The sequence below is a fragment of the Undibacterium sp. TJN19 genome (assembly GCF_049339485.1).
Taxonomy (GTDB): Bacteria; Pseudomonadota; Gammaproteobacteria; order Burkholderiales; family Burkholderiaceae_D; genus Undibacterium.
Map to the genome: position 1 here is coordinate 1,108,067 of NZ_JBMPPL010000001.1, position 16,956 is coordinate 1,125,022.

General features: G+C 50.7%; 16 protein-coding genes. 12 read left to right on the forward strand and 4 right to left on the reverse strand.

All coding sequences use genetic code 11. The features are described 5' to 3' along the window. Positions 1-130: 130 nt before the first annotated feature. Positions 131-754 (reverse strand): OmpW/AlkL family protein, encoded by a 624-nt coding sequence (locus tag ACO0LH_RS05135; RefSeq protein ID WP_422939961.1) that lies wholly within the window; start codon positions 752-754, stop codon positions 131-133. Between the two features lie 182 nt (positions 755-936). Here ACO0LH_RS05135 and ettA point away from each other — a divergent pair, with 182 nt between their 5' ends. The 6 genes from ettA (at position 937) to ACO0LH_RS05165 (ending at position 7,806) form a co-directional block, all read left to right on the forward strand. Beyond that, positions 937-2,604: an energy-dependent translational throttle protein EttA gene (gene ettA / locus ACO0LH_RS05140; protein WP_422939962.1), complete on the forward strand. Its 1,668-nt coding sequence runs from the start codon at positions 937-939 to the stop codon at positions 2,602-2,604. A 238-nt stretch (positions 2,605-2,842) separates the two neighbouring features. Beyond that, positions 2,843-3,253: a flagellar basal body-associated FliL family protein gene (locus ACO0LH_RS05145; protein ID WP_422939963.1), complete on the forward strand. Its 411-nt coding sequence runs from the start codon at positions 2,843-2,845 to the stop codon at positions 3,251-3,253. A 43-nt stretch (positions 3,254-3,296) separates the two neighbouring features. After that, positions 3,297-4,085 carry a carbon-nitrogen hydrolase family protein gene (locus ACO0LH_RS05150; RefSeq protein WP_422939964.1) on the forward strand — a complete coding sequence of 263 codons (789 nt, stop codon included), beginning with the start codon at positions 3,297-3,299 and terminating at the stop codon, positions 4,083-4,085. A gap of 77 nt (positions 4,086-4,162) precedes the next feature. Then, positions 4,163-4,750 carry an IMPACT family protein gene (locus ACO0LH_RS05155; protein ID WP_422939965.1) on the forward strand — a complete coding sequence of 196 codons (588 nt, stop codon included), beginning with the start codon at positions 4,163-4,165 and terminating at the stop codon, positions 4,748-4,750. 283 nt (positions 4,751-5,033) lie between these two features. Beyond that, positions 5,034-7,220, forward strand: coding sequence for a protein kinase domain-containing protein (locus ACO0LH_RS05160; protein ID WP_422939966.1), 2,187 nt, complete (start codon positions 5,034-5,036; stop codon positions 7,218-7,220). A 139-nt stretch (positions 7,221-7,359) separates the two neighbouring features. Beyond that, complete coding sequence (locus tag ACO0LH_RS05165; RefSeq protein WP_422939967.1) at positions 7,360-7,806, forward strand: hypothetical protein; 447 nt, start codon at positions 7,360-7,362, stop codon at positions 7,804-7,806. 48 nt (positions 7,807-7,854) lie between these two features. Here ACO0LH_RS05165 and ACO0LH_RS05170 read toward each other — a convergent pair whose 3' ends face one another. Beyond that, positions 7,855-9,405: a sigma-54-dependent transcriptional regulator gene (locus tag ACO0LH_RS05170; protein WP_422939968.1), complete on the reverse strand. Its 1,551-nt coding sequence runs from the start codon at positions 9,403-9,405 to the stop codon at positions 7,855-7,857. 151 nt (positions 9,406-9,556) lie between these two features. On the opposite strand from ACO0LH_RS05170, the gene ACO0LH_RS05175 reads away from it, so the two are divergent. The 3 genes from ACO0LH_RS05175 (at position 9,557) to ACO0LH_RS05185 (ending at position 11,636) form a co-directional block, all read left to right on the forward strand. After that, complete coding sequence (locus ACO0LH_RS05175) at positions 9,557-10,120, forward strand: hypothetical protein (protein ID WP_422939969.1); 564 nt, start codon at positions 9,557-9,559, stop codon at positions 10,118-10,120. Between the two features lie 104 nt (positions 10,121-10,224). Then, positions 10,225-10,551, forward strand: coding sequence for a hypothetical protein (locus tag ACO0LH_RS05180; RefSeq protein ID WP_422939970.1), 327 nt, complete (start codon positions 10,225-10,227; stop codon positions 10,549-10,551). A gap of 59 nt (positions 10,552-10,610) precedes the next feature. Beyond that, the gene (locus tag ACO0LH_RS05185) at positions 10,611-11,636 is read left to right on the forward strand and encodes a hypothetical protein (protein ID WP_422939971.1); all 1,026 of its coding nucleotides are present in this window, start codon (positions 10,611-10,613) and stop codon (positions 11,634-11,636) included. A gap of 8 nt (positions 11,637-11,644) precedes the next feature. Here ACO0LH_RS05185 and ltaE read toward each other — a convergent pair whose 3' ends face one another. Continuing rightward, on the reverse strand, positions 11,645-12,706 hold the full coding sequence (gene ltaE / locus ACO0LH_RS05190) for a low-specificity L-threonine aldolase (protein ID WP_422939972.1): 1,062 nt from the start codon (positions 12,704-12,706) through the stop codon (positions 11,645-11,647). Between the two features lie 179 nt (positions 12,707-12,885). Here ltaE and ACO0LH_RS05195 point away from each other — a divergent pair, with 179 nt between their 5' ends. Further along, positions 12,886-13,587, forward strand: coding sequence for a transglutaminase-like cysteine peptidase (locus ACO0LH_RS05195; protein WP_422939973.1), 702 nt, complete (start codon positions 12,886-12,888; stop codon positions 13,585-13,587). Positions 13,588-13,644: 57 nt separating this feature from the next. Here ACO0LH_RS05195 and ACO0LH_RS05200 read toward each other — a convergent pair whose 3' ends face one another. After that, positions 13,645-15,603 (reverse strand): bifunctional diguanylate cyclase/phosphodiesterase, encoded by a 1,959-nt coding sequence (locus ACO0LH_RS05200; protein WP_422939974.1) that lies wholly within the window; start codon positions 15,601-15,603, stop codon positions 13,645-13,647. A gap of 200 nt (positions 15,604-15,803) precedes the next feature. Between ACO0LH_RS05200 and ACO0LH_RS05205 the strand changes: the two genes are divergently transcribed. After that, positions 15,804-16,100, forward strand: a complete 297-nt coding sequence (locus ACO0LH_RS05205; RefSeq protein ID WP_422939975.1) for a DUF2288 domain-containing protein — start codon at positions 15,804-15,806, stop codon at positions 16,098-16,100. A 110-nt stretch (positions 16,101-16,210) separates the two neighbouring features. Next, positions 16,211-16,855 (forward strand): hypothetical protein, encoded by a 645-nt coding sequence (locus ACO0LH_RS05210; RefSeq protein WP_422939976.1) that lies wholly within the window; start codon positions 16,211-16,213, stop codon positions 16,853-16,855. The last annotated feature ends 101 nt before the right edge of the window (positions 16,856-16,956 follow it).

The following is a 16,956-nucleotide window of genomic DNA, read 5'->3' on the forward strand; positions in this document are numbered from 1 at the left end:
GATTAGCACACTGGATATGGTGTTATTGAAAAGCATGCTTGTACGAAGAAAATTCCCCATGACGCAGGGCTGCGCCGTGGGGAATTGTACTTTTACACATCCCGGTATTCAGGATGTGATTTCTACTTTGCTAGAAGCGATAACCAAGGCCCACACCAACCAGCCAGGGATTTATTTTTACAGTGCTGACTTTCGTACCGCTGATCGTGACATCGCTACCTATCTGTACTTTCTTGACATCCAGGTTCAGTGACCAGTTTTTGTCTAGTTTAAAGTCGATACCTGCCTGCACTGCCAGGCCAAAACTGCTGTTTTCCAGACCTCCGGCACCCTTGAGCAGATTGACGTCCGAGATGCGCGTGTAGTTCACGCCCACGCCCACATAGGGGCTGAATTTTGCATCGGGCACAAAATGATATTGCGCCGTCAAAGTTGGTGGCAGGTGTTTGAATGTGCCTATGATGGCGCCATCAAGCATGACGTCATGTTTTTGCGGATAAGTGAGTATCAGTTCAGCCGACCAGTTGGGTGTGAAGAAATAGGAGATATCAACTTCCGGGATTTCTTTGCTGCTCACGGTGATACGGTCTGCGGCACCAGTACCAGCGACCGGATCAGACGAGTTTGCCGGACTGATATTGACCACACGGGCGCGCACCAGCCATGGGCTTTGCTCTTCAGCCATTGCCTGTGTTGCAGTAAAACCCATTGCTGCCAGGGACAGTGTGCCGACAGCCATTAAGCGCTTTTTCATTTCTCTTTCCTTTATCATTGGTGAATGAAGAAAGTGTAATTTCGCCCGCCCCGGACCAACTTGCGCTATATCAAATTTGGTGCGAGGCACAAATTTCCGGGAAATTTGGCAAAATACGCCTCTGTCTGTCTGCTTGATGTATCCTTGCAGGCATTGTCATCACCTACTAAAAAACGAGAAAAATGGCCAATTACGTCTACACCATGAATCGCGTCGGCAAAATCGTTCCGCCGAAACGCCAAATCCTGAAAGACATTTCCCTGTCCTTCTTCCCTGGCGCCAAAATTGGCGTACTGGGTTTGAATGGTTCGGGTAAATCTTCCCTGTTGAAAATCATGGCAGGCATAGATAAAGATATACAGGGCGAAGCCGTGCCCATGCCTAACCTGAACATTGGTTACCTGCCGCAAGAACCGCAACTTGACCCGGAACAAACCGTGCGCCAGGCAGTTGAATCTGCCTTGGGTGAAGTATTTGCAGCCAAGGCCAAACTCGAAGAAGTGTATGCCGCCTATGCAGAAGAAAATGCGGACTTCGATGCTCTCGCGAACGAGCAGGCACGTCTGGAAGCGATCATCTCCACCTCCGCAGGCGACAATGTAGAACTGCAACTGGAAATGGCTGCCGATGCGCTGCGCCTGCCACCATGGGATGCCAAAATCGGCGTCTTGTCCGGTGGTGAAAAACGCCGTGTCGCCCTGTGCCAATTATTGCTGTCCAAGCCGGACATGCTCTTGCTTGATGAACCAACCAACCATCTGGATGCTGAATCTGTCGACTGGCTGGAACAATTTCTGTTGCGCTTCCCTGGCACCGTGGTAGCGATCACGCATGATCGCTACTTCCTCGACAATGCAGCTGAATGGATACTGGAACTCGATCGTGGTCATGGTATCCCCTGGAAAGGCAATTACTCTTCCTGGCTGGACCAGAAGCAGGCCCGCCTGAAGCAGGAAGAAGCGACCGAATCCGCGCGTCAGAAAGCGCTGCAAAAAGAACTGGAATGGTCACGTCAGAACCCGAAAGCACGCCAGGCCAAGAGCAAGGCACGTCTGGCACGCTTCAATGAAATGAGTGAGCATGAATACCAGAAGCGTAATGAAACCCAGGAGATTTTCATCCCTGTGGCAGAGCGTCTGGGTAATGAAGTCATTGAATTCAAGAACGTCAGCAAAGCCTTTGGTGACCGCCTGCTGATCGATAACCTGAGCTTCAAGATCCCTCCTGGTGCTATCGTCGGTATCATCGGCCCTAACGGTGCCGGTAAATCGACTTTGTTCAAGATGATCAAGGGTCTGGAAACACCGGACAGTGGTGAAGTCGTACTGGGCCAGACAGCAAAAATCTCGCTGGTTGACCAGTCACGTGAAGACCTGGGTAATACCAAGACCGTGTTTGAAGACGTAGCCAATGGTGCCGATATTTTGACGGTGGGCCGTTTTGAAATGCCTTCTCGCGCCTACCTTGGCCGCTTCAACTTCAAGGGTGGTGACCAGCAAAAAATCGTGGGCAACTTGTCTGGCGGTGAGCGTGGCCGTCTGCATCTGGCGAAAACCTTGCTGCAAGGCGGCAATGTCTTGCTGCTGGATGAACCGTCCAATGATCTGGACGTGGAAACCCTGCGTGCGCTGGAAGATGCCTTGCTGGAATTTGCCGGCAGCGTCATGGTAATTTCCCATGACCGCTGGTTCCTCGACCGTATCGCCACGCATATCCTGGCGTTTGAAGGCAATTCACAAGTCAGCTTCTTTGATGGCAACTATCAGGAATATGAAGCCGACAAGAAGAAACGTCTGGGTGAAGAAGGTGCCAAGCCAAAACGCATCCGTTACAAGCCTCTGACTGTATAAGTTTCAACCAAGGCCAAAACCCGGGTATGTAATTTGCATAAGCCTGTTGTTGAGCTTCGACCATGAGCAGCTCTCAAGGTCGATATCAAAAACAGGTTTATTGCAAAAAACATCAGCATATAGCGCCTATACTTAGCCATGTACCGGCTTCAAGTTGTTTAACAGTATGTTTTGTTGCGATGCGGTAAGCTTCTGAAAAACAGGCATTTTCTTGAGCAAATATTAGCGGAAGATAAACATGATACTGAAAAAGCATTTATCCCCTTTCCTGCTTTGCCTCGCGCTCAGCTTGTCTTCCGGCGTGGCACTGGCCAATTCTGGCGGTAAGGAAGGCGGTGCAGGTGGTGGGTCTACTGCCAAACTGGAGGCCTTCACCGTTAACCTGTCTTCTACGGAACGCTATCTGCAATTGAGCATGGCATTGCAAATTGCCAACGCAGAAGTCAGTGACAGGATCAAAATGTTCATGCCCAAGCTCAGGCATGTATTGATCGTTTTGTTAAGCAGCAAGGATGGCGAACAATTGCAGAGCCTGGAAGGCAAGCACAAGCTGATGGAAGAAATCAAGGAAGGTGTCAACAAGACGCTGGAATTGAAAGAACATGATGGCGTCACCGATGTGTTCTTTGAAAATTTTGTCATCCAGTAAGCTGCCCTGCTATCGCTGGCAGGCTGGTTAAAAAGATTCCCTCATGCCAGTCATGCCATTGGATTCACACGCTACACTGCGCATTGCCGCATTCCAGCGCAAACCACTATTTGATAAGCTACCTGCCACCCTGGCAAGACTGGCACATGACCTGCGCTGGTGCGATGAGCACGGTGTTGATGTTGCCGTATTCCCCGAATGTTATCTGCAAGGCTATTCCTCAGATTCAAAGACATTGGCAAGGCGTGCCATATCCCTTGATGACGCCTGCATGATGCAATTATTGTCCGCGCTGGCAACTACACGGGTCACTTGCCTGCTAGGGCTGGTTGAACGGCGTAGCGAGCTGTTGTACAACAGCGTGGCGGTCATACGGCAGGGAGAAATATTGGGCGTTTATTCCAAAAGTCATCCTAACGAAGCGGCGTTCACAGCGGGCCTGGATTTTCCTGTATTTGAAGTACGGAACTGGCGGTTTGGCATCAATATCTGCAACGATGCCAATTTCGCCGCCCCGGCCCGCAGGCTTGGCGAGCAGGGTGCGTCCCTGCTATGTTATCCGCTCAATAATATGCTGTTACCAGCAACGGCTGACAAATGGCGCCAGAAAAGCCTGGAAAACCTGCAACAACGCGCCATCGACACTGGCTGCTGGGTGATCTCGGCCGACGTAGTCGGCCAGCATGGTGAACAGATAGCCCACGGCTGCACTTGCCTGTTCAGCCCCGATGGCCAGGTCAGGCTGCGTGTCGCTGAAGGGCAAGAGGGCGTCGTGGTCGCCGATATCACCGGGAAAGACCTTTGTACTGAATACCGTCACGCAAGAGAGTGACCACGACCCCACCGGTTTAGGTATACCTGACAGGCATAAATCAGCAAAATAGCGTCTTTGCGTTTGCCACCCCGTTCATGTACCAGCTTGCAGCACCGGCTTTTGCCGACATCGAAATCAAGAAAAGCCGTTTTCTGGGGCAATTGTATCCGCTCAACAGCCGTGCCGAGGCGCGCCAGCAACTGGCCCTCATCCGTGCACAGCACCCGGATGCTGTGCATGTCTGCTGGGCGCTGGTGTGCGCGGGGGATTCTGGCCTGGATGATGATGGCGAGCCTTCCGGCACGGCCGCCAAACCCATGTACAACGTCTTGGTGCATAAAGACGTGACCAATGTACTGGCCGTCGTCGTACGTTACTGGGGTGGCATCAAACTCGGTGCCGGTGGCCTGACCCGCGCCTATGGACAGGCCATCTCGGACGCATTTAAAAACGCCAGCCTGGCAGAAGTCCAATTTTTTCATGAATGGGATATCGTCTGCGCCTATGCCGATGAATCCCAGGTGCGACGCCTGTGCGACAAGTTTGCTGCCACCATCCGGCAAGTCAGCTATACCGAAGCAGCCACAATGGCCATCAACATCAATCAGAAAACCGCTACCAGTTTTGAAATTGAGCTGATTGGCATGCTAAAAGGGCAAGTTCGCATCGTCAAAGCGGATTAAGATTCGCCACAACTCCCTTGTCAGCACCGCACCAGCGTGCAAAAACATCAATATCTGGTTTTACGTGTAAATTGCCATCAATCAATATGTCATTTACATATAAAATATCTTTACTTGTCACTATGAATACACAGCTTTGTAATAAAGTTCGTTATAGTAACGCCGTTACATATTGTAACGAGATGCAACGAGGTACAACTTATGCCGCTATTTGCCTGTTGTTTGCGTAGCCAGTTTCGCAGATAGGTATGCGCAACAAAAATAATGACCACGCAAGAAGCCAATGCAAAATATTGATCTGGATAGCAGTAGCGCAGTGAAAGGTGCTGACGATGACGGCATCAGCCTCAGGCATTACGAATTAAAACAGCGCCTGGGCGAAGGTGGCTTTGGCCAGGTCCATGAAGCCTGGGACACCAAGCTCTGCCGTCCGGTCGCCATCAAACAGCTGAAACACCTGGAAGGCATGGCACAACCAGCCAGCCTGCTGAAAGAAGCACGCCTGGCAGCCTCTTTAAAACACCCTGCCTTCGTCAAGATATTTGCCATTGAAGAAGAAGACGATACCCAGTCCATTGTCATGGAACTGGTGCCCGGCCAGACACTGAAACAATTACTGAACGGCAAAGCACTGCCAGAGCAGCAGGCCATCAACATCATCAGCCAGGTGGCAGAAGCCATGCAGGAAGCGCATGCGTCCGGCCTGATCCACGGCGACCTGAAACCATCGAACCTGATGGTGGAACCGAACGGCAAAGTGCGCATCCTTGATTTCGGGCTCGCATCACAAACCGATGTGCAGGCCACGACCTCGGTCAGCCAGCTGGATCCGCAAGGCACCATCGCCTACATGGCACCCGAACGCATGCTGGGTGCCGCCGCAAATGCGCAAAGCGACATCTACGCCCTTGGCGTCATTTTCTACGAAACCCTCAGCGGCAACCGCCCCTTTGCCAGCGCCAGCGGCTTGGCCCTGGCCGCTGCACTGATGCAGTCAAATTCAGATACCTGGGAATTCCCGCAAGGCTGCAAGCCTGAACTGATCAGACTGGTGCTGGCAATGACAGCCAGACAAACCGAGAAACGCCTGAGCAGCATGCAGCAGGTGCTTGACCAGTTGCGTGGGCTGGTCAATGCGCAGGCAGTTTTAACAGGTGGCAGCGATAGCAAAACAAGCACGAGCGCAGGCTGGAAAGGCTTAAGCACCCCAAAACGCGCCGCCTTGATCAGCGCCCTCATCGTCGCCCTGGGCTATGCAGCCTGGCAGGCGGCGCCTTATCTTGAGATGGACAAGATGTCGTTGAAGCCGTTTTCGGAAGCATTGACGATGAAGCAGGGGCTGGAGGCGTTAAAGCAATTTGACAGACCGGGCAGTCTCGATGTGGCGGAAGCAAATTTTGATACGATATTGAAGCGAAATCCTGAACATGCAGGCGCAGTTGCTGGCTTATCGATCATATACACTTTCCGGTATAACAGTGACAGGCAAGATGAAGTTCTATTGCAAAAAGCTGACGCAGGTGCCCAACAAGCATTAAAGCTAGATGATAAGTTGGCACTCAGTCATATTGCGTTCGCTCGAGTAAATATATATCAAGGTAAATATGCGTTAGCGTTGTCAGAATTCGAAAAAGCGCTGGTTTTTGACCCTGACAATATCTTTGCTTCTTATGGTCGAGTCAGCATTCTTCGAAAGCTAGGAAGATTTGAAGATGCAATCAAATTTGCAAATAGTGGCCTTGAAAAATTTCCACAAGAACGAATGTTTGCTGAAGAGCTAGGCGCCGTATACCTTGAGCAAGGGAAATACGCCGAAGCAGAAAAATTTTTCAGGCTAAGTATCAAAATACAACCTGACGCAATATTTGCTTACGCGAACTTAAACAACGCTTTAGTAAGGCAAAATCGAGATGAAGAGGGTTTGCAAATACTACAGCAAGGCTTACTAATTCGCCCAAGTGCAGAACTTTATGGAAGTGTCGGATTTTCTCTCTTTAAAAAGGGGGACTATGTTGGAGCATCAGAAGCATTTGAAAATGCTGTTAGTCCAAATAAAGGTAATCCTGCAAACTATTTGGGCTGGGCTAATCTCGGTGATAGTTTATTGTGGATACCTGGAAGAGCAAATGATGCAAAAAAGGCATATGAAAAAGCACTTAATCTAATGATTCCCAAGATAAAAATTACACCAAATGATTTAAAGCTTATTTCAAGGTTTGGTTTATTTTCTGCAAGGGTTGGTGACAAAGCCCAAGCAGAGGAATATATACAACGTTCTCTTAACATAAGTCCTAAAGACGCAAGTGCTCATTTTCGCGCAGGCTTAGCGTATGAACTTCTCGGCAAACGAAATGAAGCACTTGCTGAAATTAACAAAGCAATCGAGTATGGTTATTCGATCAAATCCATAGAATCTGAACCCGACTTGCTCAATTTGAGACGAGACGCACGATATTCGAAAAAGCAATAGTTGAAGTTGGTACAGTTTTTGCTGATCGGTTCATGGAGTAAGAAATTTCTTTAATCTAATGTCTTTGATTACTGAAGCGGAAGGTATGAATATCATGAGTATTCATACTTATTTAGTTTAACCCATTGAGAACTTGAATATGAGTGATCCAGTCAACTATACATTCACAACATTTTTTAGCCAAGGCGATCCACAAAGTAGGGCTACTGTTTCAGCAACAGGAAAATTTAATCCAGAACCGCCAAGAAGTCCTATAAATAATAAACGCGTTCTCAATGTTGGCGATACTGTGACCTTTAGTTTCAAAGGTACTGCTACCGATCCATCAAATAGCGCAACAGTAACCGCAAGTGCCTTCATAGCTATATGCAAGGGTATATTCGATAACGGTAAAGCGGCAGTTGGTACTGCTAAAACGGCATGTCCAGTTGACGGCGTAACAATGACAATGAGTGAAGACAGTTTAGGTTTCTGGGGATTCACAATCTCATTTACAGCGGACTTCACGGACTCTACTGGTAATGTAGTAAGTTCTGAATTTTTCTACTTGCCAGACCCTGAAATAGATGTGCAAACTGGTGGTTGATCAATAAATGATCACAATACCAGGCAATTGTTGAATCCGAATAATGTCTTAAACCCCCATCACCTTCAAATACCGCCGCAGTGCCTCACTCGGCGTTTTTAACAAAGCAGCACATGCCTCTACATCGCCAGCGCTGGTTTCCAGTGTCTGGCGAATTTCTTCCATCGTTATCTGTTCGGCACGGCGTATCTGGCTGTGGCTGTCGAGCAGTTTGTACATGGAAGGGCGTGAGATACCCAGCTCTTGCGCGGCGCCCTGTATGTACCAGTCATTGTTTTCCATGGCGCGCACGACATCGTCTTCACTTAATTCGGTCAGCTTCTTGCGCGGTGGTGCTGGCATGGGTGGCTTGCTGTCGCCGCTGATGGTGGAATTTTCATTGACTGACGCAGATCGGTTCTGGCTGGTTTTTGCCAACGTGGCCAGGCGCGGAACCTCGCCCAGTTGCAAGGCCAGCAGTGCACGCCGCAAGACATGCGCGAGTTGGCGGATATTGCCGGGCCAGTCATAGTTGGCAAATTCGCTGACCAGAGCCACGGGCAAATTATTGCCTATGTCATTTTGCAGCTTGCTGGCTTCCAGCAGATGCAGCAGCAATACACCCATATCTTCGCGGCGGCTACGTAATGGCGGCAGGTGGATGATGAAACTCTCCAGACGACGCAGCAGCGCCTGGTTGAAGCCCTCGCTGTAGAGGTCCTGATCGGTGGCGGCGATCAGGCGGGCGCTGGATTTCTGGTCTTGCTGCGCACCCAGCGGGCGGTAATCGCCGCTTTCCAGCACGCGCAGCAACATGGGTTGTATGCTGGCTGGCGTGTTGCCTATTTCATCGAGAAAAAGTGTCGCCCCTTCGGCTTCGCCAAACAAACCTTTGCGGGCGTTTTGTGCGCCTGTATAGGCTCCTTTGGCTGCGCCAAACAAGTCTGCCGCGGCCAGGGCTTCGTTGAGGGCAGCCATGTTGACGGTCACCAGTGCCGCATCAGCACGTTTGCTGAAGGCATGAATGGCACGTGCGGCGATTTCTTTGCCGGTACCGGTTTCGCCCAGCAGCAGCACAGGCAATTCTGTACCAGCAACCTGGCGTATCTGGTCGCGGGCAAGGATGGCGGCACTGCCAACGCCAATGAAACCCATGGCTGGATTATGTTTGGGCAGGCAACGCATCCAGTGCAGGCAGATCAGCACTGCTCGACCCAGACCGAGGATGACGCCGTCTTCAAGCTGTTCACGGCTTAAATACACGGGCTCTGTGATTTCTGCACCATTCACCTCTACCACCATGCGACTGGCTGGCGGCGTAATAAGGACGCCATCGACACTGTCGCGCGCGATGCGCACGGCCTCACGTGAAATACCACCATAGCCCAGCGCCAGGCCTTCTTTGGCTGGATGCCGGAACAAGGGCAGGAAACGGCTGATTTCAACCAGGCCAGAAGGATTACTGGCAATGAACTGCTCGCCAATGCGCTGACTGTCAGGATGCCAGACGATAGTCAGGCCCAGCAAGGCAGCGGTGTTGTCAGCCAGTCTGGACAAGGGGGAAGTCAGCGTGTAGTCAATATCATTCATTCTTTGTTCTGCGCCATCTGTGTAAGTCATGTGTAAAGCCTAATGTAAGTTTCTGTGCTTTACGTGTCAACCTGCATTCAAAAATAGCCGCTCTCCCAGTAGGCAGAGGCTGGCACGACACTTGCAATTATCGCATTACGATGCAGGCGCTGACGTGTTTGCCGTTTGGGGGAGAAAGAAAATGCTGTCATCTGAAATGTTACTGGGGGTATCGAATCTGCTCTTGTTCATGATGTTGAGCAAGATGGCCTTGAAGGCCAGGGTAGCACGCAAGATTGCCATGCGCTTGCTGACCGACGATATTTTTTATCATGAAACCCGCAGTGTGCTGATACAAAAAAGTGTGGAACAGATATCGAGATTCCAGCGCCATGCACGACTGACCATAGGGTCAAGGGCCGGGGCGGTCAACAATGTGGTCAACGCCGCCTACCCGCAAGTTGCCTGGGCAGCGGCACTGCATACGTCGACAAGGATACGCATGCAGGTGCAATGTGAAGCACAGCCATCGATACTGGAAATGCCTTACGTCCTGTGGGCCAGTACCTGGGTGTCAAAAGACAAGCCCTGGTCAACCACGGTGGGGCTGGAGCAGGCGGAAGAGAAAGTAACACGTTCGCAAAACAAACCCACCACTGCGGCCACACCGGCCAGACACCCAGGAATTAAAGAGCGCAGCCAGAGTGATGTAGCGAAAAATCTCTTGAATTTTGGACTGGCACCGCAGCCTGTCCCATGTGATTGAGGATGTGGCAGGGCAGAAAGAAAAGAGTTTGGCCGTCACTCAACAAACTCTCGAAAATCATCAAGGGGTTTAACAAAATGCAAGCTACCGTAACAGGAGTAATCATGCAGACCACACAGACTATGCCCACTGTTGACGCACTTTTGAAGGCCGATGCCGCCGGAGAATTTGCCAGTTTTCTGGATCGACTGCCACCGCTACTGAAACCTCAGGCACACCTGTTCGGCCAGCATGAACAGACTGAAGAAGAAAAGACGTTTGACATGGAAAAACTGCGTGAATTGTTTGGCGACACACAAACACGTTTTGACCGCAGAAAAACCGACAGACGCCTGGATCAAAGCAGGACTCCGATCAGCAGCCGTGTCAGCAGTGACCGGCGCAGGAAGAATGATTTATTGGCCGGATACCGGGCCGACGCCCAGCTATAAATATACATCAGCAGGGCTTGATAGTTTGAGAATTTCTCAGTATCCAATTGGAGAGAAGTGTGACGAATAAAGAAAAAAATATCGCCATACCTGAAGCGCAAACGCCCATGGCGTTCAGTGTCAAAAACGCCGGTTTGCAATGGGTGAAAATTCCCGGTGTGGCAGTACATGAAGATGCCAACTGGGAGCTGGAAGTCTGCCGCAAACAGTGTCTGACTTCGGCAGAAGCCAAGGCATTTGCTGCCGCTGATGACAGGATTACTTTTTTCTTTTACGTCAAAGATTTCCTGATACTGAGCCGGCATCAGGTCTTGCATGCGGGTGATGTGGTATTTTTTTCCGGCACGCCGGTACTCGGCATGGAAGCCGGGGCAGATGTCTATGAAAAACCGGCATCCAAAGGCGCTGTCGCCGGCATCTGGGCACCGCCGGACAATGGCTGGATTTCATTACAAGCCAGCATGCAGGTGCCATCTGTGCCCAGCCCACGTGGGGTATTTTTTATCTGGCCGGGCTTGCAACCAGGTGGTGCCCACTTTTCGCCTGTCGGGCGCGGGGTATTGCAACCTGTACTGACTTATTGCGCACCGCTAAGTACATCTTGCGCGCCCAACCCTGATCAGCTACTGGAAGAAGGCTGGTGGATCTCCGGCCAGTATGTAAATACAGAAAACAAGGATGGTCCTTTTCATGGCTGCTATGGTGGCCCGCGCATGGCAGTCAACGCAGGCGACGTGCTGACCTGCCGTATTGAATATGACGCTGTCAGCAAGGGCTGGTTGCAAACTGTTTTGAATCAGTCAACTCAGGAGAGCGTCACGTTTTCCATTTCTTTAACGACAAATGGTGAACAGGCGCAGGAGCAAAATATCGCCTATTTTTGCGTGGAAAACCTGCATCAGGCTTCACTCAGCCAGTGTGTCAGCCTGTTTAATATCGTCGCCACCGTCGCCCATCCACAAAATAATCTGGGGCAGGATCTGGCGAACCTGCCCTGTGTAGAAAATGTCAAACTCAGCGAGGACAAAAGGACTTTACGTATAGGGCGTATCGTGGTGTATAGCCCTATTTTCAACGCTGAATAATTTTTTAACTATTGCTTGCTGCTTGCTGCTATTGCCACTGTTTGCCAGGTTCCGAAGAAATCAGTAAAAGCAGCCACCACCATGCTGATATCTTCCCTGCCTATATCCAGATGGGTCACCATGCGCATGTGTGGGGTCACCCTGGCCATGATGCCGCGTTGCGACAAGAAATCATTCAGCGCCGGGCACGCTGTTTCTGGCAAATCAGCATAAACAATATTGGTTTGCGGTGTTTGCACCTGTATGCAGGCTATCTGGCTTAATCCGTTTGCCAGCAGGGTTGCATTGTCGTGATCATCAGCCAAACGGGAAACATTATTTTCCAGTGCGTATAAACCGGCTGCGGCCAGGCTGCCGGCCTGACGCATGCCACCACCGAGCATCTTGCGCCAGCGCAGCGCCTGTTTAATCAGGGCACTATCCCCACAAAGCAAAGAACCCACCGGCGCGCCCAGGCCCTTGGACAAGCAGACCGATACACTGTCAAAACCAAGCACTGCCTGCTGCAGGCTGACACCCGACCTGACTGCCGCATTGCAGATACGCGCACCGTCCAGATGAGTCGCCAGTCCACGTTCATGCGCGAGGCTGGTGGCTGCCTGTATATACGTGGCCGGTAAAACACGGCCACCTATGGTGTTTTCCAAAGCCAGCAGGCGGCTGCGGGCGAAATGGAAGTCATCGGGCTTGATGGCCGCGGCAATATCACTGAGGGCAATGCTGCCATCTGCCTGATTGGGCAAAGGCTGTGGCTGTATGCTGCCCAAAACAGCCGCGCCACCTCCTTCATATTTGTAGGTATGGGCTTCTTGTCCCGCCAGATATTCATCACCACGGGCACAATGACTCAACAGGGCCAGCAAATTGGTCTGGGTGCCAGAAGGTGCAAACAGCGCGGCCTCGTAACCAAACAACTCTGCGGCATAGGCTTGCAGCCGGTTGACGCTAGGGTCATCGGCATAGACATCGTCACCTACCTCGGCTTCATGCATGGCTGCACGCATCGCAGCAGAGGGGCGCGTGACGGTATCACTGCGTAAATCTATCCAGCTTTGTTTTGTATTTGACATCATGCTTTCCTTTTTCTGCTGATTTCTCAAGGCAAATGGCTGATCCTGAATTGACCTTGCTTTTCGGGTTTAGTTTAATTGTATGCTGTTTAACAATGTTTAAATGCTGGTGAGCATCAAATCCCGGGCAAGAAGCGGATACACTTAGCACTATCTTCGGTTGCCCGGATCGCCTGCACATGCGAAGTTTTGAAGCAAAAATCACGGTATCTCTGTTGATGCTACTCGTACTCACTAGTCCGCTGGCGATCTCCGGCCTGGTGGATTTTTCGCATGGGCTGATGGAAAGTGTACAAAAGCGTTTTGGTGTCGAAGGGCCGCGCCGCCTGATGCAAATGCAAGCTGCGGTGAACAAGATCAAAGCCCAGGCAGGCAGGGATTTTCCAAAAAATATCTTACGTTCCAGCGATGCGCAATATGAAATGCCTGTCTTGCGGCAAGTGAATGATTTTTACAATCATGTGCCCTATTTCAGTGACCAGGAACATTGGGGGGTCGCTGATTATTGGGCCACACCTGTCGAATTCATAGCGTCATGGGGTGGTGATTGTGAAGACTATGCCATCGCCAAATACATGACCCTGAAAGAACTGGGTGTACCTGTCGAGCGTTTGCGTATTACTTATGTCAGGGCGATCCGCATAGGGGAAACCCATATGGTGCTGGCATACTACCCAACGCCAACTGCGGAACCGTGGATATTGGATAACCTCGTCGATGAAATCCAGCCTGGCTCTGCGCGCAATGACCTGATCCCGGTATACAGCTTCAATGATGAAGACTTGTGGCTGGCCAGCGGCAACACAAAAAAAGGTGGCGCATCAAATGTACGTCTGTGGAAAGACCTGATAGAAAAAATGGAGAAAGAAAAACGCATGTAGCAAGATGTGACGATGCAGGACGTTTTTCTGTTTCCCAGCCAGGTTCGCTACCTGGTCTTATTCCACTGGCGGTGTCACTATTTTTTCAGGCACGCCAAAATAGAAACCCTGCCCGCAGGCGATGTGATCAGCCAGCAGTAATTGCAGTGAAGCCTCACTCTCGACATTTTGTGCGATCAGGGGAATATCCAGTGACTGCGCGAATTTAACGATGGCGCGTAAATGCGCATGACTGCTTTCATTGCCGGCGATTTGCGCTATCAGACCGCCATCGAGCTTGATGTAATCTGGCGGCACTTCGCGGATAAAATTCAGAGCATGCGGATCAAGGCCAAAATGATCGACGCCAAAACGCATGCCGGCATCACGCAATAAAGCCACAAATTTTCTGGTGACAGCATGATCTTTGGCGCAGGCAAATTCGCTTAATTCTATGGAGAGACGGCCTGCCAGCTCCGGTGAAAATTTCAAACGCGCCAGCAACCAGTCGCAAAAATCCTGACTTTCAATGGATTGCAGAGAGACATTCACGGCCAGGTTCTTAAATGCCGGCCTCGGTGCCAGCAGCATGTCAATAATCAGGGAAATCACAGCCTGGTCTATTTCCGGCATTAATTGATGGCGCAGTGCCATGGGCAAAAATTTATTTGCCGGTACCAGATTTCCTTCTCCATCCATCAAACGGGAAAACACTTCATGGTGCACTAATTGGCGTAGTTGCAGACGCATCACCGGCTGGGCAAACAAAACCCAGCGGTTTTCTGCCAGGGCATTGCGTATCAGGGTGCGCCAGCCATGCGAGCCGGCGATATTGGTTTCATTGTCTTCCAGGCTGGCCAGGGTAATTTGCCCGGTGCCGGCCTGACGTGAGGTTTCTATCGCCAGATCGGCACGTGAGAAAATATCGGTACGTGTTTGCGCCGGGCTAAACACGACAGCGCCCGCCGCCAGGCTGACATGCCGGGAAGCACGCAACAATACCTGGTTCAGGCGGTATTGCAGGGCGTCAATCAACACAGTGATTGCCTTGTCATCAATATCGACGCAGACTGCCGCAATCGAGGTGCCACCGATGCGTCCTATGATATTGCCATACTTGCTGACCACTTCGCGCACGACGGTTGCCACGTCTGCCAGCAAGGCATCACCCTGTTGATAACCGTATTGATGGTTATATTCTTTCAAACCATCAAACTCAAATACAAAGAGGATAGCGGTTTCAAAGCGCCCGTCTTCTGCCAAAAGATGATTAAAGCGCAGATCAAAGCCATGGCGGTTTTCAAGATTACTGACTTTATCAATGAAGGCCTCACGCCGGTAGGTTTCAGCCTTGTTGATTTCTTCGTCCAGCACGCTGGAGATACGGTCAGACATATGATTCATGGCTTCCACCACACGTCTGAATTCACGCGCTTGTGGCAATACTTCTATACGCTGGAAACGCTTTTCCTGAATCGCCAGAGCCACTTCTTCTATTTTTTCCAGCGGGCTCAAAATGATCCTTAACAGCAAAACCGTCAGTCCCCATACCAGCAGATACATGGCAAACATCCAGAGCGCCGTTTCTTTCATTGAGCGCCACAGGTATTCATAGGCATAGGCGGGGTGACTAAGCACGATGACTTTGCCCAGTTGACGCCAGCCAGAAGAAATGAATGCTTCACCAGGCGGTGTTTGCAAATCAAACAGCGAAGGCATCCAGACCGGCACTTTTTCTTTATTGGCAGACAGCTCTTTACTGATCAGCACTTTTCCTGCTGGATCGAGTACCACGATTTTCTTATAATAGCCGCGGTCAAAGATGGTGGATATCTGGATGTCGGCCAGGGTCTGGTCGTTTTTTGCCATGGCATCTTCCAGCGGCCGGGACAAAGCCGTGGCCGCATCCTGTGCGTGCGATGCCAGTTGCTGTTGCAGATAATCTTTGGTGGTCAGCACCGACAGAATTTGCAAACCAAGAAACACTGCAAAAAATATAAGGGAAATAGCGAGAAGTAGTTGGCGTCTCAGCGTCATGTCGTCTCTTTAGCGCAAGTCCTGGGGGTTTCAAGAAGTTCCACATCACAATTTGATGCGGTGTCAGCAGCTTAAGCCAAAAAATAGCATTTCCGCATCAGTTTGCCTGTTTTATTTTGAGATGTGCGTAAAATTATGTCGCGAATAACTGTTTCTGGCAGCTTTCGGCCCTTTTCCAATTTTTAGTTCGAGTCATTTTCATGCCCAATACTGATATTTTGCGTACCAAGATCAACCTGGAAACCGCTTCCTTCCCCTGGAGTGAGTTACTAAAACACTTTGCGGGCGGCTCCGTGCTGGTGGTAGAGGATGGTCAGGATCTGGTGGAAGTCGCTGTGCATATGGCAGAAGATCACGCTAGTGAAATCGCCGCCCTGCTGGCCAATGGTCAACTGGCCAGGGTCAGCGATGCCCAGGCGCAAAGCTGGCTGGAACAAGACCGCCAGCTCTGGACGGTGGTGGTGAAGCCATGGATACTGGTACAGCAACGCACATAAGCCGCTTAACCAAAGCTAGTGCACACTTACATCTGAAGGATATGGGTAGTCATGAACTTTTACCAAGTTTATCCGGTCAGACAGTGCAGGTAAAAAATTATGGATACAGCATGCATTTTTCGGGAAGATCGAAGCTGCCAACCCCGGCACGCAGCCTAAGCTTGTTATTGGTGTTGCTGACACACCTGGTCGTATGGCAGCTTGTACGTCATCAGATCTGGGACCGTTCAAATAAACCGGAAAATGATTTAGTACAATATCTACAACTCTTGGCCATTCCCAAACCTGCGCCGGCAAAACCCGTTTCAGTAAGCATTCCCACTTCAGCCCCCGTTTCCACACAGCTTCCAACTGCCGTTTCTACCGAGAAACTTACGCCTGCTGCCAAACGACAGCCTGCGCAGGAAATTACCGATAAAACAACAAATGATCATCCAGCCAGCACGCAAACCAGTGCTGAAGCTGAACCCATCAGTCCACCTGCCCCCTCTGAAACAGATTCCAAAACAAGCCCGTCACTGGATCTGGACAGTTTGCGTAGCGCTGCACTGACACTGGATCGCCAGCGCAAACCCGGTGAAATTGAGCAAATACAGGCTAGTCACTGGCGCCGCGACACGATGGAAAAACGTCTTGGTGAAGGTACAAAAAGGGCCGGAAAGAAAGAATGCATCAAGGCTTTTTCTGGTCTGGGTTTGCTGGCTGTCATCCCATTGGCGGTCAGCGCCGTTGTGGACACAGGCTGCAAATGGTAATGCTGGCGCATGCTCAGCTATAATGCCGCATTCCGCAAATATACTGACTTCAGGATCTGAACGGAAAAGGACTGGTGCAAGGCTTTTGGCGGCCGGGCCTG